This window comes from uncultured Mediterranea sp. (assembly GCF_902493215.1).
Lineage (GTDB): Bacteria > Bacteroidota > Bacteroidia > Bacteroidales > Bacteroidaceae > Bacteroides.
Genome location: NZ_CABUOL010000012.1, coordinates 23,516 through 47,168, shown reverse-complemented (window position 1 = coordinate 47,168; position 23,653 = coordinate 23,516). Strand labels below are relative to the sequence as shown.

19 protein-coding genes, 1 tRNA gene and 1 riboswitch are annotated in these 23,653 nt (G+C 49.8%); of the genes, 6 read left to right on the top strand and 14 right to left on the bottom strand.

Annotated features, from left to right (window positions below; all coding sequences use genetic code 11):
* Positions 1–4 precede the first annotated feature (4 nt).
* From RDO88_RS08655 to RDO88_RS08635, 5 genes are all read right to left on the bottom strand, one after another.
* Positions 5–247: a hypothetical protein gene (locus tag RDO88_RS08655; protein WP_307758994.1), complete on the bottom strand. Its 243-nt coding sequence runs from the start codon at positions 245–247 to the stop codon at positions 5–7.
* A 23-nt stretch (positions 248–270) separates the two neighbouring features.
* Positions 271–385: transfer RNA gene (locus tag RDO88_RS08650), tRNA-OTHER, on the bottom strand.
* A 53-nt stretch (positions 386–438) separates the two neighbouring features.
* Positions 439–633 (bottom strand): hypothetical protein, encoded by a 195-nt coding sequence (locus RDO88_RS08645; RefSeq protein ID WP_307758993.1) that lies wholly within the window; start codon positions 631–633, stop codon positions 439–441.
* Between the two features lie 487 nt (positions 634–1,120).
* On the bottom strand, positions 1,121–1,366 hold the full coding sequence (locus RDO88_RS08640) for a hypothetical protein (protein ID WP_307758992.1): 246 nt from the start codon (positions 1,364–1,366) through the stop codon (positions 1,121–1,123).
* A gap of 2 nt (positions 1,367–1,368) precedes the next feature.
* Positions 1,369–1,689: an SH3 beta-barrel fold-containing protein gene (locus RDO88_RS08635; protein WP_307758991.1), complete on the bottom strand. Its 321-nt coding sequence runs from the start codon at positions 1,687–1,689 to the stop codon at positions 1,369–1,371.
* A gap of 143 nt (positions 1,690–1,832) precedes the next feature.
* Here RDO88_RS08635 and RDO88_RS08630 point away from each other — a divergent pair, with 143 nt between their 5' ends.
* The 3 genes from RDO88_RS08630 to RDO88_RS08620 are packed head-to-tail and all read left to right on the top strand — an operon-like array spanning position 1,833 to position 4,546.
* A complete protein-coding gene (locus tag RDO88_RS08630; protein WP_307758990.1) occupies positions 1,833–2,513 on the top strand; it encodes a S24 family peptidase in 681 nt (226 codons plus the stop codon).
* 2 nt (positions 2,514–2,515) lie between these two features.
* A complete protein-coding gene (locus RDO88_RS08625) occupies positions 2,516–3,985 on the top strand; it encodes a PASTA domain-containing protein (protein WP_307758989.1) in 1,470 nt (489 codons plus the stop codon).
* Between the two features lie 3 nt (positions 3,986–3,988).
* Positions 3,989–4,546 (top strand): hypothetical protein, encoded by a 558-nt coding sequence (locus RDO88_RS08620; RefSeq protein ID WP_307758988.1) that lies wholly within the window; start codon positions 3,989–3,991, stop codon positions 4,544–4,546.
* A gap of 280 nt (positions 4,547–4,826) precedes the next feature.
* Here the strand turns inward: RDO88_RS08620 and RDO88_RS08615 are convergent, their stop codons facing one another.
* On the bottom strand, positions 4,827–5,717 hold the full coding sequence (locus tag RDO88_RS08615; protein WP_307758987.1) for a helix-turn-helix domain-containing protein: 891 nt from the start codon (positions 5,715–5,717) through the stop codon (positions 4,827–4,829).
* A gap of 210 nt (positions 5,718–5,927) precedes the next feature.
* Between RDO88_RS08615 and RDO88_RS08610 the strand changes: the two genes are divergently transcribed.
* From RDO88_RS08610 to RDO88_RS08600, 3 genes are all read left to right on the top strand, one after another.
* A complete protein-coding gene (locus RDO88_RS08610; RefSeq protein ID WP_307758986.1) occupies positions 5,928–6,962 on the top strand; it encodes an efflux RND transporter periplasmic adaptor subunit in 1,035 nt (344 codons plus the stop codon).
* A gap of 16 nt (positions 6,963–6,978) precedes the next feature.
* Complete coding sequence (locus RDO88_RS08605) at positions 6,979–10,071, top strand: efflux RND transporter permease subunit (RefSeq protein ID WP_307758985.1); 3,093 nt, start codon at positions 6,979–6,981, stop codon at positions 10,069–10,071.
* Between the two features lie 70 nt (positions 10,072–10,141).
* On the top strand, positions 10,142–11,413 hold the full coding sequence (locus tag RDO88_RS08600; RefSeq protein ID WP_307758984.1) for a TolC family protein: 1,272 nt from the start codon (positions 10,142–10,144) through the stop codon (positions 11,411–11,413).
* Between the two features lie 125 nt (positions 11,414–11,538).
* On the opposite strand, the gene cbiD is transcribed toward RDO88_RS08600, so the two are convergent.
* From cbiD to uraH, 8 genes are all read right to left on the bottom strand, one after another.
* The gene (gene cbiD, locus RDO88_RS08595; RefSeq protein WP_307758983.1) at positions 11,539–13,431 is read right to left on the bottom strand and encodes a cobalt-precorrin-5B (C(1))-methyltransferase CbiD; all 1,893 of its coding nucleotides are present in this window, start codon (positions 13,429–13,431) and stop codon (positions 11,539–11,541) included.
* Between the two features lie 27 nt (positions 13,432–13,458).
* Positions 13,459–15,315 (bottom strand): precorrin-4 C(11)-methyltransferase, encoded by a 1,857-nt coding sequence (cobM, locus tag RDO88_RS08590; protein ID WP_307758982.1) that lies wholly within the window; start codon positions 15,313–15,315, stop codon positions 13,459–13,461.
* Between the two features lie 21 nt (positions 15,316–15,336).
* Complete coding sequence (cbiE, locus tag RDO88_RS08585; protein ID WP_307758981.1) at positions 15,337–16,542, bottom strand: precorrin-6y C5,15-methyltransferase (decarboxylating) subunit CbiE; 1,206 nt, start codon at positions 16,540–16,542, stop codon at positions 15,337–15,339.
* Positions 16,543–16,566: 24 nt separating this feature from the next.
* A complete protein-coding gene (cobJ, locus tag RDO88_RS08580) occupies positions 16,567–17,976 on the bottom strand; it encodes a precorrin-3B C(17)-methyltransferase (RefSeq protein ID WP_307759049.1) in 1,410 nt (469 codons plus the stop codon).
* A gap of 68 nt (positions 17,977–18,044) precedes the next feature.
* Complete coding sequence (locus RDO88_RS08575) at positions 18,045–18,608, bottom strand: DapH/DapD/GlmU-related protein (RefSeq protein WP_307758980.1); 564 nt, start codon at positions 18,606–18,608, stop codon at positions 18,045–18,047.
* Between the two features lie 347 nt (positions 18,609–18,955).
* Complete coding sequence (locus tag RDO88_RS08570) at positions 18,956–20,275, bottom strand: hypothetical protein (protein ID WP_307758979.1); 1,320 nt, start codon at positions 20,273–20,275, stop codon at positions 18,956–18,958.
* Positions 20,276–20,299: 24 nt separating this feature from the next.
* Positions 20,300–22,687 (bottom strand): TonB-dependent receptor domain-containing protein, encoded by a 2,388-nt coding sequence (locus RDO88_RS08565; protein ID WP_374043929.1) that lies wholly within the window; start codon positions 22,685–22,687, stop codon positions 20,300–20,302.
* 135 nt (positions 22,688–22,822) lie between these two features.
* A riboswitch (cobalamin riboswitch) is annotated at positions 22,823–23,045 on the bottom strand.
* Between the two features lie 55 nt (positions 23,046–23,100).
* Positions 23,101–23,511 carry a hydroxyisourate hydrolase gene (gene uraH / locus RDO88_RS08560; RefSeq protein WP_307758978.1) on the bottom strand — a complete coding sequence of 137 codons (411 nt, stop codon included), beginning with the start codon at positions 23,509–23,511 and terminating at the stop codon, positions 23,101–23,103.
* Positions 23,512–23,653: the final 142 nt, after the last annotated feature.

Here is a 23,653-nt window from a genome sequence, read left to right as displayed (position 1 = left end):
TCCTTTACTTGATGCACATGATGGAAGTGTAGCCCGGATATTCAGTGGCCGACACGCGGTATTTCACATCCATCTTGTTCTTTAGTTTACCCATCAGGCGAAGGTCTCGGTTGCGGCGCGAAGCCTCCAGCTTGATACCGTTGTGTCTCTTCCTGTCGTAGGGGACTTTGTAAATATCCCCTTTCTCGATGCTGTCAAACAGGCGTACCGTTTGATAGTTTTCATCTACTGCAATTTCTCTAATCATATCTGTTAGGTTTTAAAATAGGGTGGGTGATACGGGACTTGAACGCCGTGACCTGCGCAATAACTAACTAACCTTTATAAACTATGGGAAACACACAAAACCAATTTGCGCCGCTCTACCTGACTGAGCTAATCACCCTTTTTCAGGTGTATTATCTTCACAGACCACACACCTTGGATTTCACACTAAATTCATCTGAGTTCGTCATCTTTACCGAAAAGATCGTCCAGTTCGGCGGATAATGATTTCTCGTGTTTGTTGGCATACAGGCACGAGAAAGAGAAAATGGTTAGGGACATCCAAAACAGGATGCTGAGGTCAGCAATGGTGACTGCGCATACAATAAATGACACAGCCATGATGGTGGATAATATCTTTGCTTTCATGTTGATTAATGATTAAGAAAACCGCCCTTGCGAGGGTAAGGGGATAGCGGTGCGCACTTCGCGTCCCCCACGGCTTTTGGCAAGGCAATAGCACTGACCTTTTCTGCGGTTTCCGGGTGAGTTCCCGCCCCAGTTCCGATGTCTATGGCTTTCGCTTTGTTGGGTTACTAGGCCGGTGGGCCTACGGGATATATATAGTTCTTGCTGGTGTCTAATCAGTTAAGATTGTCTTTGTAGCCGACCTACGGCCACCTGCAATCGTATAAGTCGTTTTTGTTCTCGCGGTGATTAATGCGCTGCGTTTGCTTCTTGTCAGTCCCTTACTCGCATACTTTTCACCGTGCCGCTATCGCTACTCAGTCGAACCCCTTTGCGTCAGGTGTAGCAGTACACCTAAAATTTCCATTACGTCAAAGAACCAATCAAGTAGAACCCTGCCCGGCCCTCGCTGCCAGTTGCCGTTCAATCCGTCAGCAGGGTAATTCGGTTATGCGTACCGTGCTATCCCTTGCACCCGGCACAAGGCATCGTAGTCCATGCCGTCATCATTGGGCTGGTCATATTCTTCAAGGGCTGATTCATAGTTGTCTATCTCGTCAGTTATCGCTCGGATGGCCTCATTCTTTGTGTCGGTATTGAATACTCTGCAAACGGTCTGTTCGTCGGCATTGTGGGCGATGTTCAAGTCCTTGTAAAGGCTGTCCAGTTCTCGTTCGATTTCGTAGCGTGTCATAGTCATGCGATATTTAAAAGGTTAGCTTTCTTGTAGCATCTGTATTCTTGTCTCTCAGTGTCGAAGTACACCTGTACGGTGTCGTTCTTTCTTTTGCTTTCACCTGATGTGGCGGGGATCAGGTTTTCTTTCAGTGTGCCATAGGCTTCGCGAACAGAACCGTCCACCTTCGTGAAGTAGAACTTTACTATTCTTTGCTTCATTGCAGCTTTCAGTTTCATGTTCGCCCAAGCTACTTTCAGTGCCTCACTCATCGTAAAGCCATTGCGTTTTACAAACTGCCAAGCAAGGCTCATAATCTCGTGTAATACATTTCTTTTCATAATCGTGTGTATTATTAATGTTATTTACTATCTTTGTTTCGTATCGATGTTACGTTTCTGATGCAAATATAGAACATTGTTCTGATATAACAAAACATTGTTCTGATTTGTGCTCTGATTTAACATTTTTAAAGTATTGCCATATGAATAAGACGATAAAAGAACGAACCATTGAATTCATTAAGTACAAGGGTGTTAGCATGAAAGAATTTGAATCGAAATGCAATTTGTCAACAGGTTATGTTACATCTATGAGAAAGGGGTTTGGTTCTGAAAAACTAAACAATGTTCTGACTTCTTATCCTGAATTAAATCGTGACTGGCTGTTATATGGCGAGGGAGAAATGATTAAAGAGGCAGCCCCACTCAAGTCTGGATCTTCCATTTCCCCAAACGATATAAAGGAAGGCGATTATTCAGGGACATTAGTCTATGACATTGATGCAACATGCGGTACCGATAAAAGGGATATTTCCTTCACACAAGATAATATCATAGGCTCGGTAAACCTTCCCGGAATCAATAAGGGTTCACAGATTGTACGGGCAAACGGAGACAGCATGGAACCACGAATTTTCGATGGAAACATGGTTGTAATCAGAGAAATTCATAGTTGGGAGGATATTTTCTATGGGCAAATGTATCTTATCTTGTTAGATGAATATCGTATGATTAAGTATATACGTAGATACGAGCCGGACGAGGATAATTATATCATCCTGCGGAGTGAGAATCCGCAATATGATGATATAAAACTTCACAAGGGGAAAATCAGAAAGATGTTCATCGTAGAAAATATCTTGTCTGTCAAAACACAGTTATAGGCATGAAATTCAATCAATATTTTTGGAACTTGTACAAGAACTCTCCTGAAGGGAAATCCGCTATAGCTGCATTTTCAGACAGAAGAGAGTGGATAGAAGAGGAACGCCTGTTCGAGAAGTACAATCCTAAAATCAAGGATTCTTTCAATTCAGAAATGATTTGTGGAATATTGGAGGACTTTTGGTGTTATAAGGTTTCAGAATACGATGGGATTAAATTAAACTCTCTGGATGATGCAGGAAAGTTGTATGAGGAAATTATATCCACCGGGCTAATGATAGAATCGGAAGAAATTCTGAAGATTGGCGACTTTGACCGAATGCTTGAGTTCGTACCATTTTTGTCAATGGAATTGAACTATTTGTTCGGAGAATATTTCTTCCCATATCTTTATATTGATGATTTTTACCAGCTTACAAGACTTGCTGATTGCTTTGAAATAGAATTGCCTCCAATTCCCAAGAAACCTGATTATAGAGCAAGGTGCATGTATTATTGGGAGCTCTGCAAAGTTTTCTATCAATTCAGGACAGAAAATGAACTATCACCAGCTGAGTTGGGTGCATTCCTGTACGATCATGTTCCAAGTGTTTTAGGAATTGATAACAAGAAGGAAATGCCTAAACCATCTGCTGCATGGTTTATTGGAGGAGTGATTGATGGTTATGGTACGCATTGGACTACTGGCTTTTGGCAATCCAACAAAGAGACAAAGAAAGGGGACATCATTATACACTATGAAACATCACCGGTAAGCGCAATCACCTGTTTATGGATAGCACAGGTTGACGGAGTGATAGACCCGTTCTTCCATTATTATAGTAGCACCTATATAGGGGACAGAATAGACATTCCGCATATCTCTTTAAAGGAACTGAAAGCCGACGAATACTTTTCAGACCATCCGCTTGTCAGAAAGAACTTTCAAGGCGTTAATGGATGGCAGGTTACGGGAAAGGATTATGCAGAACTCATGAGGATGATAGAAGCAAAAGGATTTGACACATCCGTACTTCCTCAAATATACGCACCTTCATTGCCGGAAGGAATAGTAATTAAGGAGGAAAAGGATGTAGAGAAAAAACTGCTGGAGCCATTGTTGAATGAAATGGGGTGGTATGAGCATAAAGACTACATTCGACAGTTGCCAATCCATGCAGGGAGAGGACATCGTATATTCCCGGATTATGCGCTTCATTATGACAACAAGTCAGAAGAAGAAAAAGCAAAGGTGTTGATTGAAGCAAAATACTATATGAAGAACAACCATGAGATAGAATCAGCCTTTCTTCAGGCATTCTCTTATGCCAAGTTGCTTTTGTCTTCATTAATCATCTTGTGTGATAAGGAGTGCATTATGGTTTATGATAACAAGAACGGATTCAGTAGAAGCCGATATAGAAAGTTTTATTGGGAGGACATGAGAAATCCTGATTTGTATAATGAGTTAAAGAACAAACTAAATATTTGAGTTATGAAGAAATTTATTTTATTATTTGTACTTGTGATAACTTGCTCGGTATTAGTTGCGCAAGAAGAAACCAATAGTTCAAAGAGTAAAACAGTAGAATTACTTGAAAAGGATGGAGTCTTGTTGCAAAAGGACTTTTTTGATATTGGGCGAGTAGGTGGCGTATCATTTCAAACGATAGTTATAACTAATCTGTCTTCCGGGGAGAAAACAGGTGCGTTGCGTGTCATTACAGAATATTCATCTTCTTCCTATATAGGTACTTTGGACTTTGATGAGTTGTCAGGATGTATTTCTTCTATGGAATATATCAAATCTAATGTTGTAGTAAATACATACGATAATTATATGGAATGTGAGTACAAAACTCGTGATGGTGTAGAGTTTGGTGTATTTAGCAAGGAAAATCCTGTGGCGAGGAAAGAAAAGGTCTGGACTTTTTATTTGCGTACCAGAAACTATACGGACAGGTCATTTGTGTCTATGAAAATAGATAAGTTGGATGATATAATAGAATGTCTGAAGAAATCCCGATCTAATCTATCTGAGCATTTAAAATGATTTTTTAAATGTTGTATAGTTCGGTGATGGATGGGTAACAGGCGATAGGATAGGGAAGGCATTCAAATAGAAAGATGTTCAAAAACTTATCCTAAACAAGAATATAAGAGAATGTAATTTATTTATTAACAGAAAGATACGCTACAAGATGGATGCTTCTTTGGGAGCAGGGGGTCGTGGGTTCGAATCCCGCTACCCCGACAGCAAGAAATCAAGGAGTTACGATAAGTCGTAGCTCCTTTTTTGTATAACAATAATTGATGTTTTCCCTATAATCGCTTCATGACTCGGCCCTGTATTGTTTGGGTGATACGCCTACATGCTGTTTGACGTATTTCCCGAAGAAAGAAATGTTGGGAAAATCGAGTTCGTTGACTATTTCCTTGATGCTTTTGGTTGTTTTCTTCAGGAGATACTGGATGTCTTTCATCACATATTGTTCGATGAGGGCGGAGGCTGTATTTCCACTGACCTTTTTGCAGACGGCAGACAGGTATTTGGGGGTTACATGCAGTTTGTCTGCATAAAAGGCCACGCTTCGTGGTTTGGGATAAGCAGCAGAGAGGATTTCTGTGAACTGGTTGAAAAGGTTTTCCGCAGAATTATAGGATGGAGGTGAAAGGCGAATGATACGTTCCATAGAATCGGAAAATTCATAAATGAAAGCCTGTAGTAAGGCGTCTATCAGCTCTTTTTGATGACGGTGGGGAGTTCCGAGGAGTTTGGAGCGAAGCAGGCTGTAATATTGATGGAAAATGATACTTTCTTCCTCGGACAAGGAGATGATGGGATGTTTTTCGATGAACATCTTAAAATTCCATGTGCCCGAAGAGATAAGAATAATCTGGTTGACATATTCGGGCGAGAGGCAAAAACCGCAGCACTCAAAGTCTATGCTGACCATACTGTGTTCTAATATGGTCTGTGGATGGCAAATCATGATGTCATTCTTGCATACATCGAAAAATTTGTTGTTAACTGCTACCTGGCCTTTTCCTTTCAGGCATAAAATGGCCATATAAGACTCCAAGCGTACGGGGGGAGCCGGAAGAAGGTCCATTTCATGCAGATGGTCGATAATCATGATGCGGTCATCGTGATAGATGGTATTTTTTTCTACCAGTTCTTGTTCCAATTGTTCTGCATTGCCTACAATCATTTTTTGTTCCATAATTGTATTTTAATCTGTTTATGTCACAAAAGAACAGAATATTTTCCAATAAACGTTGGTTGAATTTTCTGTAGAAATGTTCCTGATGGAATATCTTACTTGTCGCAGGAAATATGGGACATTTTTGTAGAAGAATAAATTCCCGTAGTTTTTTCTGAAGCCTCTTACTTTGCACCTGATTTGTTCAAAAAGGATAAAATGATTTTGAAAATGAAACGTATCAAGACAACGTACTGCATGACTATGCTGATGATGCTGGGCATGTGTGCAGGGTGTGGGAACACCTCTAAAGAGTTATCGGAAGTAGTGGAACCGGTTAAAGTAAGGACAATGAAGGTAGAACCTTCTTTGCTGGCGGAGAATCATGGTTTCTCGGGAACAGTGGAAGAAGAAAACGGAAGTGTACTCAGCTTTTCTGTGATGGGGGTATTGAAAGATATGCGAGTAGGTATGGGAAGTCGGGTAAAAAAAGGTCAATTGTTGGCCGAAACAGACCGGACTTCTATGGAAAGCAGCTATCGTGCGGCTAAAGCTTCATTGGAACAGGCAGAGGATGCCTATCGCAGAATGGAAGAACTATATAAGAAAGGTAGTCTGGCTGAAATCAAATGGATAGAGGTACAGAGCAGATACCGCCAGGCATGTTCCATGGAGGAAATAGCCCGCAAGAACCTGGAGGACTGTAAACTGTATGCTCCTTTTGACGGGGTCGTTGCTGAAAAACTGGCGGAGGTGGGGCAGAATGTAGCCCCCGGTGTACCTGTAGTGAAGCTGGTGACTGATGACGAGCTACAGGTTACGATTCCGGTTCCGGAGACAGAAATTGCCGATGTCAAGGTCGGGCAGCAGGCATTTGTCACTGTGCCGGCATTGAAAGGCGGAAAATTTTCAGGGGTGGTTACGGAAAAAGGAGTGAAGGCTCATCCGTTGTCACGGTCATATCTGGTGAAGATAAAGCCTGGAAAGCCGGTTGGAGGACTGATGCCGGGCATGGTAGCACAGGTGACTCTCTTGACTGGTTCTGAAGGAGAAGTATGTATCATTCCTGCTTCCGTTTTACAAATCGATGAGAATAACCGTAGTTTTGTTTGGGTTGATGCTGGCGGAACGGCTACCAAACGGTTTGTAGAATGTGGTGAATTTACCCCCCAGGGAGTAGTAGTCCTTTCGGGACTGGTGGCAGGCGATGAAATCATTGTAGAAGGACAACAGAAAGTGTGCGAAGGCACAAAACTGACACGATGAAGGAGGCGTGATGATGATGGAAAAGAAACGTAACGTAGTGGAATGGGCCATGCACTATCGTCAGATAGTGATTCTGGTGACATGCTGTCTGGTGGCATTCGGTATATACAGTTTGCCTGAGATGCAGAAGAATGAGTTTCCCGACTTCACTATCCGTCAGGGAATGGTAGTGGCTGTGGCACCGGGAATCAACGTAGAAGAAATGGTGGAACAGGTAACCAAACCGTTGGAGGACTATATCTTTACTTACAAGGAAGTGAAGAAGGAAAAGACTTTCTCGACAACCCGTGACGGTATGGTATTTGTTCAAGTGGAACTGAACGATGACCTGAACAATAAGGATGAATTCTGGAGCAAGTTCAAGCACGGAGTGGCCATGTTCAAATCGCAACTGCCTTCCAATGTACTGGCCATACAGGTGATGGACGATTTCGGCGATACCTCGGCTTTGCTTATCACCATGGAAAGCAAGGACAAAACTTATCGTGAACTGCATGGCTATATGGATGAACTGATGGACCGGTTGCGCCGTATCAAAAGCGTAGGCCGATTGACGGTGAGCGGAGAACGCAAGGAGCAGATTTCAGTCTATCTCGATCCGGCCCGTCTGTCGCAATATGGTCTGAACGAGCAGACTATTGCGGCCGGACTGTTTGCCAAGGGATTCGTAACTTCGGGCGGCCGGATACAGACGCCCGATTACGTCTTGCCAATCCATGTGGAGAAATCTTTCAATACACTTTCCGATATTCGTGAACAGATTGTTTACAACGATCCGTCAGGACACAACATACGTCTGAAGGATGTGGCACGTGTTGTGAAGGAATATCCTCACGCCGACAGCTATATTACCAATAACGGGACGAAGTGTATTCTGCTCAGTGTCGAGATGAAAAAGGGGCAGAACATCGTTCGTATGGGCGAAGAAGTGGATCATGTACTGACTCTTTTCAAGAAGGAATTACCTTCTGAAGTGAATATGTACCGCATTACCGACCAGGCCCGGGTGGTGGGCGACAGCGTCAATACGTTCCTGCACGAGTTGCTTATCGCCATCGGGGCTGTGGTCGTTATCGTTATGTTGCTCTTACCTTTGAAAGTGGCTTTGGTGGCAGCTTCTACCATCCCCATTACCATATTCATCTCTTTAGGGTTGTTCTATGCTTTTGGTATCGAACTGAATACGGTGACGTTGGCGGCACTTATCGTCACATTGGGTATGATTGTAGACAATTCGATTGTGATCATCGACAGTTATCTCGAGAAGCTGGGTGAAGGTATGTCCCGTTGGCATGCCTCCATTCAAAGTGCCACACATTTCTTCAAATCCATATTTTCGGCTACGCTGGCTATCAGTATTACGTTCTTTCCCTTTTTGATCGTTATCAAGGGAATGATACACGACTTCCTGCTCAGCTTTCCATGGTCCATTACACTTATTTTGGGCGTATCGCTGCTGGTGGCCATGTTGTTGGTACCGTTTATGCAGTTTTGGTTTATCCGTAAACCGATACCTGGCGTACAGAAAGGTTTTTCGTTTCTTTCCGTACTTCAGAAATATTATAACCGGTTGCTTGACGTCTGCTTTGCCCATCCGTATATCACGTTGTTCTCGGGTTTGGTTTCCATTGTTGTCGGAATTGTGCTGATGGGGCAGTTGCCCCAACGTCTGATGCCTGTAGCCGACCGTGACCAGTTTGCTGTCGAAATATATCTGCCTACAGGTTCGGCGGTAGAGAAGACGGCTTTGGTAGCCGATAGTGTAGAACACCTGCTTCGCCGTGATCCGCGTGTACTTTCTGTTACGGCTTTTGTTGGTTGCTCTTCGCCAAGGTTTCATACGGCATACGCTCCTCAGTTGGGAGGTACCAATTATGCGCAGCTGATTGTCAACACGACCGGTAACAAGGAAACCGTACAGCTACTCGATGAGTACGCTCCGCGATACACCAACGCTTTTCCCGAAGCCAGGGTCCGTTTCAAGCAAATCAGTTTCAGCCAGGCTGTCTATCCTGTGGAATTGCGCTTGAGCGGTAACAATCTGGATACATTGAAGAACATTGCCGGGAAATATCTTGCTTTGCTGCGTAACATGCCTGAAACACAGCTTGCACAGACCAACTTCAGCGAACCGCAGACGACCGTCCGGTTACGGATGAAGGAAGATGAAGCTACCCGTCTTGGTATCAACAATATACAGTTGGAAACGACATTGGCCATGCGTTATGGAAATGGTCTGCCGATGGCCAATCTGTGGGAAGGAGATTATGCCATCCCTGTAACCTTGAAGAGCGAAAAGGCCGATAGTGCCTCTTTTTCTGATTTGAATGGAGAATTGATACCTGTAGCAGGAGGGCTGTCTTATGTTCCTTTGCGTCAGCTGGCTGTTATGGAGCCCTGTTCGGAGGATGGACAGATTGTCCGTAGGAACGGTGTTTATACCATTACGGTGATGTCCGACGTGCGTCGTGAAGTAAATCCGACGGCCTTCACTGCAAAACTGATGAAACGTCTGGAAGAGATTCCGCTTCCTGCAGGAGTGGAACTTGCCTATGGAGGTGACCGTGAGCAGGACAATGAAAATTTACCGCCTATTATGGGAGCTCTGGCCATTGCTGCTTTTATCATCTTCTTTATTCTGCTGGCTCATTTCCGTCGTATCAGCATCGCTCTGCTTATTTTTGCCAGTATGACACTTTGCCTGTTCGGTACTGCAGTCGGAGTCTTGATTCAGGGGGTAGATTTCAGTATGACCAGTACATTGGGTATCATCAGTCTGATGGGTATTATTGTGCGAAACGGCATCATTATGATTGATTATGCCGAAGAATTGCGTACCGTTGAACGCCTGGGGGTACGTGATGCCATCTATCATTCGGCCCGCCGGCGTATGCGTCCCATTTTTCTGACATCGGCTGCCGCATCCATGGGTGTCATACCGATGATACTGGGTAAAAGCGGTTTGTGGATGCCGATGGGTACGGTTATTTGTTACGGAACCCTGATTACCATGGTATTTCTGTTGACTGTCCTTCCTGTTTGTTATCTGTTGATTTTCCGCGGTAGTACGGGACGAAGGGTCAGAAGTGAGGCTTTGGAAAAACAATAATCCGATAGGGAGCTTTTATCAGATATGAACGAGTAAACGACATGAAATTATGAAAGTAAAAAATAAAATTATGTTTCTGTATCTGGGAATGGTAACAGGCTTATGTATGCCCCTGTCATTGCGTGCCCAGCATACATATACATTGGACGAATGTATTCAAGAAGCTTTGAGCAATAATGTACGCATTAAAAATGCCGTCAATGATCTTTATGCGGCCCGTCAGGACCGTCAGTCAGCCTTTACCAATTATTTCCCCAGTGTAATGGCCGGAGGAGGGGCTTTTGTGGCTGATCAAGGTCTCTTGCAGATGGAAATGGCCCCCGGACAGGGTATCTCGATGATGAAGGATGGAGTGATGGGCGGTGTTACGGCCAGTCTGCCTCTTTTTACCGGTGGTCAGATAGTTCATGGTAACAAACTCGCCGAGGTCAATGTCGAGGTGAAACGTTTGCAGCGTAACCTTTCGGAGAAAGAAGTAAGGCTGACAACCGAGCAATATTTTTGGCAGGTTGTGACTTTGAAGGAAAAATTAAGGACCATTTCTACAGTAGAAAAACAATTGGAACGGTTGAACGCGGATGTTGAGGCTGTCGTCCATGCGGGACTTACTACGCGCAATGATCTTTTACAGGTGCAGCTTCGGCAGAATGAAACCCGCAGCGGGCGTATAGAAGTGGAAAATGCACTTGCCTTGTCGCGTAATATGCTTGCACAATACATTGGACATCCAACAGACAGCATTGATGTGCAAATGAATATCGGTTGGAAACTTCCGGAACGGCCGGACAGCCTGTACCGGAATCCGGATGTTTCTCTTCTGCTGACAGAAGAATATCATCTGCTGCAGCAGAACTTGAAGGCAACTCGTCTGCAACGGAAGCTGACCGTGGGCAAGCATCTTCCGACGGTGGCTATAGGTGGTGGCTATGTATATGAAAACCTGATGGACAGAGACCAGTCGTTCTGGGTCGGGTTTGCGACTGTCAGTGTTCCGCTGACCGGTTGGTGGAGCGGGACGCACGAGATGAAACGGGACAAACTCCGTGTGCAGAATGCCGAGAATCAGTTGGAAGACCAAAGTCAGATGCTTGTTATCCGTATGCAGAATGCCTGGAACGAACTGAACGATGCTTACAAACAAATGGAGATAGCTCTTCTGTCCATAGAACAGGCCGACGAAAACTTGAGACTTAACACGGATTATTATGCGGCAGGGACATGCGCGATGAGCGAATTGCTGGATGCGCAGACTCTCTATCAGCAAAGTCGGGACAAATATGTCGAATCGTGCATGCAGTATGAGGTAAAGAAACGGACTTATTTGCAGGCTACAGGCCGATGAGACTTTAGGGTATGTTCCGTTTAAATTCTGTCGGTGGACAGAATATATATGTTTTGATAAAAGAATGTAGACAAGAAGGAAACAGATTGTCTACATTCTTTTTGTATGTTGTATGCAAGTTCTGTTCAATTGGTACGAACGGAAGATGAATAGATTTTTCCCTCTTCCGAAATGAGGAGGATGGTCAGTTCGCCGTGTGACAGTAAAGGGGCACAGTGATGATAACAATGCATCAGAATAGTGTGTGCAAAGACGGGTATAATAGTCTGCGGAATAAGTGTCCACAGTTCGCGGGCCAGGTTGAGGCTGCCGATGCGGGTACAGATGTCTCCACTGCATCCGGCTTCGCGGGCCAGCGAGGCGATGAAATCGCGGTTCATCGTCACCTGGCGGCTGTGTGTGTTCAGATGGCCTTCGGCCAGCTTGACGGCCTTTCCAATCATGACACCCAGTGTAACACGGGGTACGCGGAGGTTGTCGGCCAGCTTCAGCGTCTCGCCGATGAAGTTGCCGTAGTGTACGAAGGCTTGCGGAGGCAGGTCGGGGTAGTAGGCACGGACGAAGCGTTCGCTCTTGGCACCGGAGTTGATGACGACACGCGGGCTGCCCGTGGCACGAGCCACATCCATGGACTTGGCGATGGAGTGGATGAAGGCTTCTGTAGAGAATGGTTTCACGATGCCCGAAGTACCGATGATGGAGATGCCGCCCACGATACCCAGGCGCGGGTTGAAGGTGCGTCGGGCTATTTCTTCACCTTGGGGGACGGAGAGGATGACTTCGGCCCGGATGGGATGCTGGGACTGTTTGGGCAGGGTGGAGAGCAGGTAGCGGATGCCGGTAGCTATCATGCGGCGTGGCGTGGCGTTGATGGCTGCCTGGCCCACGGCGGCATCCAGTCCGGGCAGGGTGACGCGGCCCACGCCCGCCCCGCCGTCGATGTCGACGGGTAAGGTGTCGGAGGCGCATGGTCGGTCCGAAAGATGCAGCACGACGCGGGCTTCTATCGTCAGGCCATCGGTGATGTCGGGGTCGTCGCCCGCATCCTTGACAACGCTGGCCGAGGCGCAGACGGTCTGTCCGTCGGCCGAGACGGTGCGGCTGCTCGTGCGGGCGGCGACGGAGAGTATCTCGCCGTCGGGCAGCACCACAGGAAATTCGTCGGGCCGTCTCTCGTCGCCGTTGTGCAGGGCTTCCCATGTGGCGGCTACGGCAGCGGCGGTGGCGCAGGTACCGGTCGTCAGTCCCGTGTGCTGCGCATAGAAGTCGGGCAGCAGTTGTTCCACCTTCCGACGGAGTCCGTGCCTGCCTGTCACGGTGATGAAGGAGGTAGGCAGCGGCGGTCGGCGCAGGGCCAGTATCCGGATGCCGAGCGAGGCGGCCGCTTCAACCTTTTCTTTAAATCCTCCTGACAATCCGCTTTCTTTCAGTAGGATAACGTCTGGACGGAGCTGTTCCAGCAGTTGCCGTTCGTCTTCGCCTTCGTGGTAGTACAGGAGGCGTTCGCGGGGAAATCCCTGACGGTTGGCCAGGTGGCGCGAGCTGTCTCGGTCCAGGATACGGAAGTAGCAGGGAAAGTCGGCTTCCTGCCATAGCGGAGCCATTTTTCCGATGCTCTGTACGCCAGTCAGGGCCAGAAAAGACGACGGATGTCCCTGGCGTATCTGTTCCATGGCTTCGGGGTAGTTGTCCATCCATTCCACGGGGCAGGCTTCACGGGGCGGGTAGAGGCGTTCGAAGCGGATGACCGGCAGGGACAACTGCGTGGCGGCTTCGGCCACGTTCTGATGCAGCTGTGCGGCAAAGGGGTGAGCAGCATCCACCAGCAGCCGGATGTCGTGCTGCCGGCAGAAGTCGGCCAAGGCTTCGGTATCCATGCCACCTTGCAGCCGGATGCCGTGATGCAGGGTTACTTCCTGCTCGTCACCACGGGTGGAGTAGTAGAAAGGCTGTCCAGCCTCTTCCAGGGTCTTGGCCGCTGTCCGGCCTTCGGTAGTTCCGCCTAAGATAAGAATCATACAGGTATCTGGTTAGGGATGAGACGATTATCGGTCGGTGGCGTTGCGGTACAGATGGGCAAATTCGTGAGCGTACAGGCGCGAGAGGCCCTGGCGGTTGTCGATAGCTTCGCCCACCACGATCATGGTGGTCAATGTCAGTTGGTTGTCCTTCACGATGCGGGCAAGATCTTTCAATACGCCACGGTAGATGCGTTCGTCCTTCCACGTCAGGTGGTAGCAGGCGGCCACGGGAGTGTCTTCGGGATACTCCTGCAGCAGTTCGGCCTGTACCTGGTCTACGATGCCGGCGCTGAGGAAGATACACATGGTGCTCTGCGAGCGGGCCATGAGGTGCAGTTTCTCGCGCGGAGGCATGGGGGTGCGTCCTTCACCGCGGGTCAGGATGATGCTCTGTACCTTCTCGGGGATGGTGAACTGCGATTTCAATGCTGCTGCGGCGGCCTGGAAGGACGAGATGCCCGGCGTGATGTGGTAACTCATGCCGTAGCGGTCGAAGTAGTTCATCTGTTCCTGAATGGCTCCGTAGATACAGGGGTCGCCCGTGTGCAGGCGGACGATGAACTGCCCGCGGTCGTAGAATTCCTTCATCAGGGCAAACTGTTCCTCCAGGTTCATCGAAGCGGAGCTACGCACCGTGGCGCCGGGCTTGGCGCAGTGGGTCAGCTCGCGAGGCACCAGGCTGCCGGCGTAGAGTATCAGGTCGGCCTTCTCCAGCATCTGCCGTCCGCGTACCGATATCAGGTCGGGGTCGCCGGGACCGGCTCCTACAATCTCGATGTGGCCGTGGTCGGTCAATACATCTTGACTTACAGCTACGGCCAGCGTATAGTTACTGCCTTTCTGCTTGTTCAGTACCAGCCGACCGCCGTCCGAGGCCAGCAGGGCGGCCGCCTCGCTGACGCTGGGAGTGCCCATGTGCTTCTGCACCACTTCACTCGGGGTAGGCACGTCGACGGTCTTCAGTTCGTCGGCTGTATAGAAGTGCACGGTCTGCCGGGTCTGGAGCTGCTTGACTACAGGCTCTTCGCGCTTTTCGCAGATGGTGGCATAGTCGGCAATGGCGGCCGGCTGGAGGCGGTGTTCCAGGAGGGTATCGTTCAGGCAGGTGATGATTTCGTCGGTAGGGCCGGCTTCGTGGGCCAGGCCGATGCCCGCATGGAGCACCCGTGGAATGTAGTAGAGGGTGGGCACTCCGGCCGTGTTGTGGCAGAAGGGTGTCAGGAGCAACAGCAGTTCGTAGGGCTTCAGGTCGATGTCTTCGAAACGGCCGTAGCGGAGGGTGACATGGGATGGGCAGCTCTGTTCCAGCTTTTCTACACCCGGCACACGCACACCGATATAGAGCAGGGTAGGCACCTGCTTGACGAACAGACCGATGAGTCGGTTCAAGGCGCGGTGGCTTTCATCCGTAGGCTGCAGGGTGCGTCCTTCGGAGTCGGCGGGCAGGCAGGTCCATCCATACGGCTGGCCCAGCGTGTCGAGTGCCCACAGACTGGTGCGGTCGCTTTGTGTCGTGACAACGGCTTCGGCTCCCAGGGCTCCGGCCACGTTCTGCGCCAGTTCGTTGGCCCCACCGATGTGGCCCGAAAGCACGGGGATGACGTAGTGGCCGGTACTGTCGATGCAGACTACGGCAGGATCGGTATGCTTGTCCCGGATATAGGGGGCGATGCTGCGCACACAGATGCCCATGGCTCCGATGAAGAGGAAGGCGTCGAAGCGGTGGAAATGTTCTTTCAGGAAAAGGTCATAGCTGTCTATCGGTTGGCAGTCGTCTGCCTGCACCGTGGTACTGACAAGGGTCGTCTGCGGAAATTCGCGTACAAGCTGCCGGGCTATGCCCAGACCTTTTTCGGATATGATGAGAATCGCTGTTTTCATGCTAATGCTAAAGTTTTGACGTTAAAAGGTAGCTTTCAGGATATCGATGGGGTTGTAGTCGTTCAGTGCCACGTGCAGGGCTGGGCAGAGCTTCATGCCCAGGTCGCGGATGCCCGTGCAGAAGGCTTCGCGGCTTTCGGCCGATACGGAGTTGAGCACGATGCAGCCTTCCGGCAGGAGCACTTCGCGGATGCGGGACAGCATGTTGTCCAGCCGACCTCCGTGGCCTCCGATGAACACGGCGTCCGGACGTGGAAGGTCTGTTAAATCGGCCTGCAGAAAGTCACCGATAAGGGCCGTGATGCCCGGCACGCCGAAGCGGCGGCTGTTCACTTCCATCAGATGCCGGCCTTCGGGACGCACTTCGAACGCCACAACTTTGAGATGAGGAAACTGCAGGCGGGCTTCGATGGACACAGAGCCCGTGCAGAAACCGATGTCCCACAGGACGTGGCGGCCCGACAGTTCGAGTGCCTGCAACGTGAGCAGACGGATGGGCGCCTTGGTAATCATGCGTGCCCGTCCGTCCAGGTGTTCGAAAGCCTCGTCGGGGATACCGAAGGGGCGGGGAGGAAGCGGTTGGCGGGCTACAAGCATCAGGTTGTTGGGGTGCTCGAAGCGGCTTTGTGAGGCTTCTTCTAGGCTCATCTGCCGGATGCGTTCTTGGGACGGGTTGCCCAGGTGTTCGCCCACGTACATCGTGTAACCGTTGTAACCAAAGTCCAGCAGGCGTCGGGCAATGGCGTCGGGCGTATGTTCTCGGTCGGTCAGCAGGCCGATGTGCGGAGCACGCTCTATCAGGGCACGGTCCAGCTCCTGCCAGGGGCGGCCGGTGAGCGACACGGTGCGCATGTCGTTGTAGGGTATCACCAGCCGGTGGGCCAGCGTCTGCAGGGAGTTGAACGACGGGAATAGGCGGATGTCTGCCTCTGGCATCTTCCGCCGGATGGTATTGGCGAAGCCGAAAAAGAGCGGGTCGCCCGAGGCAAAGACCAGCAGCGGGCTGCCTTCGGAAGCGAAGTGGGCTTCGTAGCGGGCAAAAACGTCGTCCAGCGGCACGGTGATGTCTATCCACCGGGCATCGTCGGGCAGCAGGGACGACACGATTTCGTGGTGACGGATACCGCCCGAAAAGACTTTCCCGCAGCGGATGAGCTCCTGTACTTCGGGAGGAAAGTAGGGCTGCGGGCGGTCGTCCATGCCGATGACTATGAATTTCTGTTCCATAATGAAGTCTGTTTTCTGCCTGTGTTATACGTCTCGGCCGGGGCGCAGTTGTTCGGCGTCGTTATAGCACAGGATAGCGTTGACGAGGGTGGCGGCCAGATTGCTTCCGCCTTTGCGTCCTTCTACAATGATTTTTGGAATGTCGGTGAAGGGCTTGACCATGTGCTTGGATTCCTGCACATGTACGAAACCGACAGGAGCGGCCACGATGCCGGCCGGGTGTGCCTTACCCTTGCGTATCAGGTCGCACAGCTCCATCAGGGCGGTGGGTGCGTTGCCGAAGACGTACAGGGCGTCGGGGTGTTCCTCAACGGCCAGGCGGGTACCGGCTTGCGTACGGGTGATGCCTTTGGCCGATGCCAGTTCGGCTGTACGCGGATCGCTCAGGTAGCATTTCACCTCCACACCCAGGCGTTGCAGGGCGCCTTTGCGGATGCCGCTGGCAGCCATGGTCACGTCTGTGACGATGGTCTTCAGGCGGCCGGAGGCTATCTGTTCGTACAGGGTCGACACGGCTCGAGGGTCGGTATACAGCAGATGCTCCATCTCGAAGTCGGCCGTGGTGTGGATGGCATGCAGCAGGGCCCACTTGTGGTCGAGGGGAATGTCGGGATGCTGTAGTTCGCGTTCGATGGTGCGGAAGCTGCGTATCATGATGTCCTGCCCGACGGAAGCTCCTGAAGCACTTTCTTCCCGATAATATCCGCGTGGTGTGACGAATGCTCCCTGCCATTCGTAGGACTGGGAGTTACCGATGATGATGACGGTAAACATGTCCACCTCTTCGGGATCGAAGTCCTGGAGTGTGGTGATGTGTACCTCCTGTTCGGGTCGGCCGGCCTGGCGCACGTAGCCCACGGGTGTCTGGGGCGACCGGTCTTCTTGCAGGAAGATTTCCTTCAGGCGGTAGAGCTGCCAGTAGCGTCCTTCGCTCTTGGGGTTGTAGACAGCCGTCACGAAGTCGGCCTGGGCAGCGGCCCGGATGCGCTTCTCGATGCGCTCCCAGGGAGTCATCAGGTCGCTGAGGGAGATGACGCAGAAATCATGTCCTACCGGAGCGCCCAGCAGGGAGGCAGCCTTCTGGAAGGCACTGATGCCGGGCAGGGATACGACCTCGACCGCACTGCCCCGCTCGCGCTTCATTTCGTAGACGAGCGGCGTCATGCCGTAGATGCCGGCATCGCCCGAACTGATGACGCAGACGGTCTTGCCTTGTTCGGCCAGTTCGAAAGCCTGTTCGGCCCGTGCCCGTTCGCGTTTCATGCCTGTATCCACGCATTGGGTACTGCTGTTCAGGTAAGGAGCGACAAACTGGAAATAATATTTGTAGCCTACCACCACATCGGCCTCTTGCAGGGCGGCCTTGACGGCAGGAGTGATGTCTTGTTCGCTGCCCGGTCCTATACCGGCAACGATTATTTTCGGTTGTTTCATTTCTTTGGGTTCCATAATGTTCGGCAAATATACGTCTTTTTCGTCGAACAATCGGCCCACTGTCCATATTATCGGATGCTCTTGATGAAACGGGCAGGCACGCCACCTACGATGGCGTCGGCCGGAACATCTTTGGTCACAACAGCTCCGGCGGCCACGACGGCATTGTCGCCGATGGTGACTCCCTGGAGGATGGTGGCGTTGGAGCCTACCCATACGTTCTTGCCCAAAACAATGGGAGCAGGGTAGGTGGTGCCGCGGTCTTCAGGTTGCAGGCCGTGGTTGAGCGTGGCGAATACGACGTTGTGCCCTATCTGGCAACCGTCGCCCAGCGTTACTCCGCCGTGGTCCTGGAAATGGCAGCAGGCATTGATGAATACGTTTTCGCCTACTGTGATGTTTTTCCCGAAGTCTGAATAGAAGGGAGGGAAGACCCGAAGCGTGTCGGGGACCGGTTTGCCGAAGAGTTCGGACAGCAGTGCCCTGACTTCTTCAGGGGTATGATAGGCGGAGTTCAGGCGGAAGGTGATGCGCCGGGCTTCTTCGCTCATGTCGTTCATCAGGCGATGGATGGGTTCAGTATTAAGCGCCTTGCCGGTTTGCACATACGATAGAAATTCGGAGAGTGTCATGAAATGTAAATTTTTATGTTCTATAGTCTTTTATTCAAACGTATGTGCAAAGGTAGGCAAAGACAGCGGGACGATATGTAGACAAATGCAGTTTTTTTGTAACCATATTACGGTTATTCTGCTCTGGATTCAGATTTTCCTCTCACAGGCATCAAAATAGTTTCATAGGATGAAACCACTAGTTTCATTGAATGAAACCGGTGGTTTCCTTTAATGAAACCGATGGTTTCAAGAAACGGAACAGGTTTGAAACTACTAGTTTCGTTGTCAATGCAACTTTTGAAACTTTTTCTTCTGTCCGTCTGTCCTTTGTTTCACTGATTTGATTTTGATTTTGCCGTCGGATGTCATTGATTATTCATAACGCGAAGGATGTCAAAATAGAACCCACTGTCTACTTCAGCTCCTTTTTCCACTTTACCGGTTGCGATGTCATAGATATAGATGCCGGATTCTTCGCGGGTATTGACTCCGATATAGGCTTTCCCGTTGACAACGGCTGTGCGTTGTGAGAAGCGGCCTGCGCTATAAGGAATTTCAGTACCGTTGTATTTCAGGCGTTCGCGGCTTCCGTCGGCCAGGTTGATAATGGTATAGTAGTGGCAGTAGGAGTCGATGTTGAGTGTACCATCCTGCGGGTCACCGGCATCGTTGCGGGCGTAGGCCAATGCCTTGCCGTTACCCAGATATTGGAGGGTCAGCAGCTTGCCGTCGGCATTGGGATAGCCGTCGTAGCTGGAGTCGAACTGGGTTTCACCTTTCTTGATTCGGAGCAGGTGGCCGATTTCTTTCTCGTTCTCATCGGGCGTGAAGGTGGCGAGGTAGAGGTTGTCGTTCTCGTCGTACATGACACAATTCTGCATCAGTTCGCCATAGGCGCTTCCGGCCATTTGCTGGGCAATGTTGTTGGGCTCGTTGCTTTCCACTTTCATGGTTGTGGGGTTGATGACAGCCGTATAGAAGTAGGGAGTGGCTTTTCCGTTGCGTTTCGATGTTTTGGCAAAATAGAAGTAGTAGAGCTTCTGGTCGCTTTGACGATAGGTCAGGATGCCGGAGGTAGTGAGTACCGGATATCCATTGGGCGCAGTAATTTCGCTCAGTGTGCCACTGTCGATTATTTTCATGTCGTCTGCATTGAGTTTCGTCCAAATGATTTGGTCGGCATCGCCGTTGGCTGCCATGACAATCAGTGTCTTGTCATCGAGCCAGGCGTGTGTGTACGAACGGGCCTTGAAAGTGTATCCTTCGGCAAAGGGCCGTTGTGCCACGACGTTGAGGGCATTTTTGCCGGTCTTCGGGTCGTAGTTCACTTCCAGTTTTACAAAACGGTCGGCTGGCTGGTAGGGCACTTCGTAATAATACTTCCCTTTGACAATGGCTTCCATGGTATAGGTGTTTCCGTCCGATTCGAATTCCGATCCGATGCCTTCAATGGATATTTTGTCTGCTGTTGCACTCAGGTCGGACACGCTTCGTACGATGGTTCCGTCGCCTTGGCTCATACCGCCATGTTTGCCTACACTCATGAAGAGGTCGAAATGATAATCAAGGTTGTTGTTACCGGAGTTCCCTCCCTTGTCTCCGTTGGAGTCGTCGGAGCATGCGGTAAAAGACGCGGCCATCAGGATAGCCATACCTGTACTCAGGAAATGTTTGAATTTTCTCATGTTGATAAAAAATTATAGTTAGGGTTAATTGATAAAAAGTCGGAATTTGGCAAAAAACGCTCTTCCCGGTTTCTGCAACTTGTAGTTGTCATAGGCGGTATAGTCCAACAGGTTGCTACATTCCAATGAAAGGCTGTAGCGGTCGTTCTTCCAGGAATAGGATGCGCCGGCATTGCAGATGTGCTGCGTGGGGATGCGCGATTTGTTCTCGTAGGAACCATAGGCTTCCCATGTCAGGAAGTACCAATGTACCCATTGATAGTTGAAATTCAGACGCAGACGGCTGTCGGGCATCCCTACATTATGGAACGTATAGCTTGCTTCGGCACCGCCGAACAGCCAGGGGCGGTTGGGCAGGCGGTTGTCATAGGTGGCCGAGGGCTTGCCGTCGGTCTTATATTGCTGCTGGTCGCGTGCGTCCTGATAGCTGAGGTTGCCCGAGAGTTGGAGCTTGTTCTGCCAGGTGTAGCGGAGCTCTCCTTCGGCACCTTTGATGTGTACGGCTGGCACGTTCTGATATTGCAGCATGCCTTCCTTTTCGATGACTTGTACTTGGATGAAGTTGTCCACGTTGCGCAGAAATCCGTTGGCTTCATAATAGAGTGTGTGTCCGGCAGCCGGATGCCAGGTACCGAAAAAGCCAAGATTGACATTGTCGCTTTGCTCCGGTTCCAGTGCTACGTTGGCGTAGACCGTAGAACCATTGCCCAGTAGCTCGCGGGCTATAGGCAGGCGTACACTGTGCTCGAAAGAGGCTTTCAGGGCAAAGGGTTCTGTAAAGATGAAGCGGGTACCGGCTCCGTAGCCCAGGTAGTTTTTGGTGATGGAACCATGTACGTTGTTGGAGCCTGTCGTGGCTCCCGAATCAGTCTGTCGGATGTCGGCATGGTTCACATAGTCTTTGACAAAGAAGGTCGTGTTCCAGCGGTCGTTGAAAAAGGACTGATGGTAGGAGAAACCGATGATGTGCTTTGTCAGCACGTCGTTCGACGGTTCGAAGTCGGTATCAAGGTCGTCATATCGATTGTTGCCCGTCCGGTTCATTGAATAGTCCAGATTGAGGCTGTGATGGTTGTTCAGAGCATAGTCGGTGTTGGCATGGACCAGCGTCATGGGGCGTTTGTAGTAGCGCATGGAACGTTTGTTTCCGGTGATTTCATTACGGGAGCTTGCAATGTAGTCGCCGTTCCAGTTGTATTTGCGGTAGGCGGTATCGACCGTCAGCGAGTGGTCCCAGGTATGCGAGAGGGAGGCGTTCATCTGAAGTCCTTCGACCAGAAAATTCCGTTTCCGGTAGCGTGCCGACAGATTCCAGGCATCGGTCTGCCGTTCGGCCATTCCATAGACGACGGTCTGTACCGAACCCGTCTGAAGTTCTTTGTCGACTTTCGAATAGGAACCCGAGACAAAGAATGCATCTGCCCATGACTTGTTGGCAAAGCCGATTTCCACTTGTCCGAGTAGCGAGAAGTAGTCGTCGTGAAAGCGTTTGCGGTCGGCATAAATATATTGGTCCTGCTCGTCGTCCCACACTTCGACGTCTTTCATCTTATAGTCGTTTTTTGAATAGCTGATTCCGATGGTGGGGCGGATGATGAGTCCCGTCCGTCGCTCTACAAACTGTGCGTTCAGGTCGGCTTTGTGTGTGTGGAAAGAACCTATGCCGTAAGAGGCGTCCAGGTAATTTTTCTGTTCTTGCTTGGTGATGATATTGACGGCACCGCCCAAAGCATCTGTTCCCAGATGGGCAGGAACTACTCCTTTATAGATCTCGATGCGGTCGATGATGTTTACGGGCAGGTTGGCCAGAGTTACATCACTGCCTTTGCTGCTCAAAGGCATGCCGTCCAGAAAGTAGCGGACGGAGTTGCCCGAAAGGCCGTTGATGGACAGGTCGAAGTCTGAACCCACACCGCCTTCTTCGCGTACCTTGATGCCAGTCGTACGGTTTACCAGGTCGTTCAGGTTGCTCAGGGATGATGCCATTGTTTTTACATCAAGAGCATTGACGGTAAAAGCACTTTCCTTCAGTTTCTGTGTCTGACTTTTGCCGTATATTTCCACAGCTCCCAGGCCTACATTGTTTTCTTTCAGCTGGAAGTCCAGTGTTGTGGAACTTGTGATTTTCAGAGACGTTTTTTGTGTCTCGTACCCGATGAACGAGACGACCACCGTCTGCTCGCCCGGCATCACGGCAAGTTCATAACGTCCGTCGGCTTGGCTGTAACAGCCTGTCGACGTGTTTTCGATGGCTATGGTGGCCTGTTCGATGGGACGGCCCTGGATATCGGTCACCTGCCCGGAAAGACGGACTTTCTGTTGTCCCATCAAGTAGGTTGTACCCGTCAAGAGACAAAGCCATATCGTGAGCAGTCTGACATAGGAATAGTGTACTGTTTCTCCTCTTTTCATTTTTTTATAACTTCCAAATAAAAATGGCCGGGAAACAGCAGTAAAATGTGGACATGGAGAAACGGTTGTCCCGCAGGCTATCAGGCGGCAGGACTTCCGGCTCTATGTTTCACCGCTTTATTCCCCGAAAGCGTTAAAACGTTTGTCGACTTTGGCAGGTCTTCTGACTTGTCCCATCTTTGGATGCCTTCCCATTCCCTCTAATATTGTGAGTAGAACAGTGGCTCGGGTCTTTCCAAAGACTTCCCGGGAGGGAGGACTTACAGCAGCGGGTCTGTTCAGGAGTTTCACCTGATTCCCTTTTCATCGTACGCTCCGAAGCGATAGAGGCAGCGAAACCGAAATCGTGGCGGCAAAGGTAGGAATTATTTTCGATTTAGGCTTTATCCGCCAACTTTTTTTGTTTGGCCCTTTCAGTTACCCCGATAGGTGGAGTAGCCATAGGGAGAAAGCGTAATGGGGACATGATAATGTTTGTCGTCCCTGATTTCAAACACCACTTCAATGAAGGGATAGAAAGTTTCCTGGCCTTGTGACTTGAAATAGGAAGCGACGTGATAGGTCAGCTTATAGACCCCCCGGTGGTCGGTTCCGTTTTCCTCCAGGAAATCCTTGATTCTACCGTTTTCATCGGTCACCTTCTCTTCGATGGTCATCCAGTTCTGTTGGTCAGCCTGGAGTCGGGACAGACTGATTTTCACTCCGGATGCAGGTTTTCCGAGATTGATGTCCAAAATGTGGCTGGAGAGTTGAAAACTTTTGTTTTGTGCTACGGCGGCTGATGCGCACAGCCATACCAATAAAAATCCGATAAGCTTTTTCATGTTTTGACTTTTTAAAATAATACTTATTTGTAATCGTTACAAATATGGAGAATATAATGGAATTGTGCAATACCGGGTAGTATGATGAGCCGATATTTTGGTCTTATTAACGAAAAATGAAAGGGGAAGAAAGTCCTCGCGG

What these genes read in the sequence shown, in the direction of transcription:
- RDO88_RS08655 (WP_307758994.1), bottom strand. Translation starts at nt 247, where the DNA reads ATGATTAGAGAAATTGCAGTAGATGAAAACTATCAAACGGTACGCCTG.
- RDO88_RS08645 (WP_307758993.1), bottom strand. Translation starts at nt 633, where the DNA reads ATGAAAGCAAAGATATTATCCACCATCATGGCTGTGTCATTTATTGTA.
- RDO88_RS08640 (WP_307758992.1), bottom strand. Translation starts at nt 1,366, where the DNA reads ATGACACGCTACGAAATCGAACGAGAACTGGACAGCCTTTACAAGGAC.
- RDO88_RS08635 (WP_307758991.1), bottom strand. Translation starts at nt 1,689, where the DNA reads ATGAAAAGAAATGTATTACACGAGATTATGAGCCTTGCTTGGCAGTTT.
- RDO88_RS08630 (WP_307758990.1), top strand. Translation starts at nt 1,833, where the DNA reads ATGAATAAGACGATAAAAGAACGAACCATTGAATTCATTAAGTACAAG.
- RDO88_RS08625 (WP_307758989.1), top strand. Translation starts at nt 2,516, where the DNA reads ATGAAATTCAATCAATATTTTTGGAACTTGTACAAGAACTCTCCTGAA.
- RDO88_RS08620 (WP_307758988.1), top strand. Translation starts at nt 3,989, where the DNA reads ATGAAGAAATTTATTTTATTATTTGTACTTGTGATAACTTGCTCGGTA.
- RDO88_RS08615 (WP_307758987.1), bottom strand. Translation starts at nt 5,717, where the DNA reads ATGGAACAAAAAATGATTGTAGGCAATGCAGAACAATTGGAACAAGAA.
- RDO88_RS08610 (WP_307758986.1), top strand. Translation starts at nt 5,928, where the DNA reads ATGAAACGTATCAAGACAACGTACTGCATGACTATGCTGATGATGCTG.
- RDO88_RS08605 (WP_307758985.1), top strand. Translation starts at nt 6,979, where the DNA reads ATGGAAAAGAAACGTAACGTAGTGGAATGGGCCATGCACTATCGTCAG.
- RDO88_RS08600 (WP_307758984.1), top strand. Translation starts at nt 10,142, where the DNA reads ATGTTTCTGTATCTGGGAATGGTAACAGGCTTATGTATGCCCCTGTCA.
- cbiD (WP_307758983.1), bottom strand. Translation starts at nt 13,431, where the DNA reads ATGATTCTTATCTTAGGCGGAACTACCGAAGGCCGGACAGCGGCCAAG.
- cobM (WP_307758982.1), bottom strand. Translation starts at nt 15,315, where the DNA reads ATGAAAACAGCGATTCTCATCATATCCGAAAAAGGTCTGGGCATAGCC.
- cbiE (WP_307758981.1), bottom strand. Translation starts at nt 16,542, where the DNA reads ATGGAACAGAAATTCATAGTCATCGGCATGGACGACCGCCCGCAGCCC.
- cobJ (WP_307759049.1), bottom strand. Translation starts at nt 17,976, where the DNA reads ATGAAACAACCGAAAATAATCGTTGCCGGTATAGGACCGGGCAGCGAA.
- RDO88_RS08575 (WP_307758980.1), bottom strand. Translation starts at nt 18,608, where the DNA reads ATGACACTCTCCGAATTTCTATCGTATGTGCAAACCGGCAAGGCGCTT.
- RDO88_RS08570 (WP_307758979.1), bottom strand. Translation starts at nt 20,275, where the DNA reads ATGAGAAAATTCAAACATTTCCTGAGTACAGGTATGGCTATCCTGATG.
- RDO88_RS08565 (WP_374043929.1), bottom strand. Translation starts at nt 22,687, where the DNA reads ATGAAAAGAGGAGAAACAGTACACTATTCCTATGTCAGACTGCTCACG.
- uraH (WP_307758978.1), bottom strand. Translation starts at nt 23,511, where the DNA reads ATGAAAAAGCTTATCGGATTTTTATTGGTATGGCTGTGCGCATCAGCC.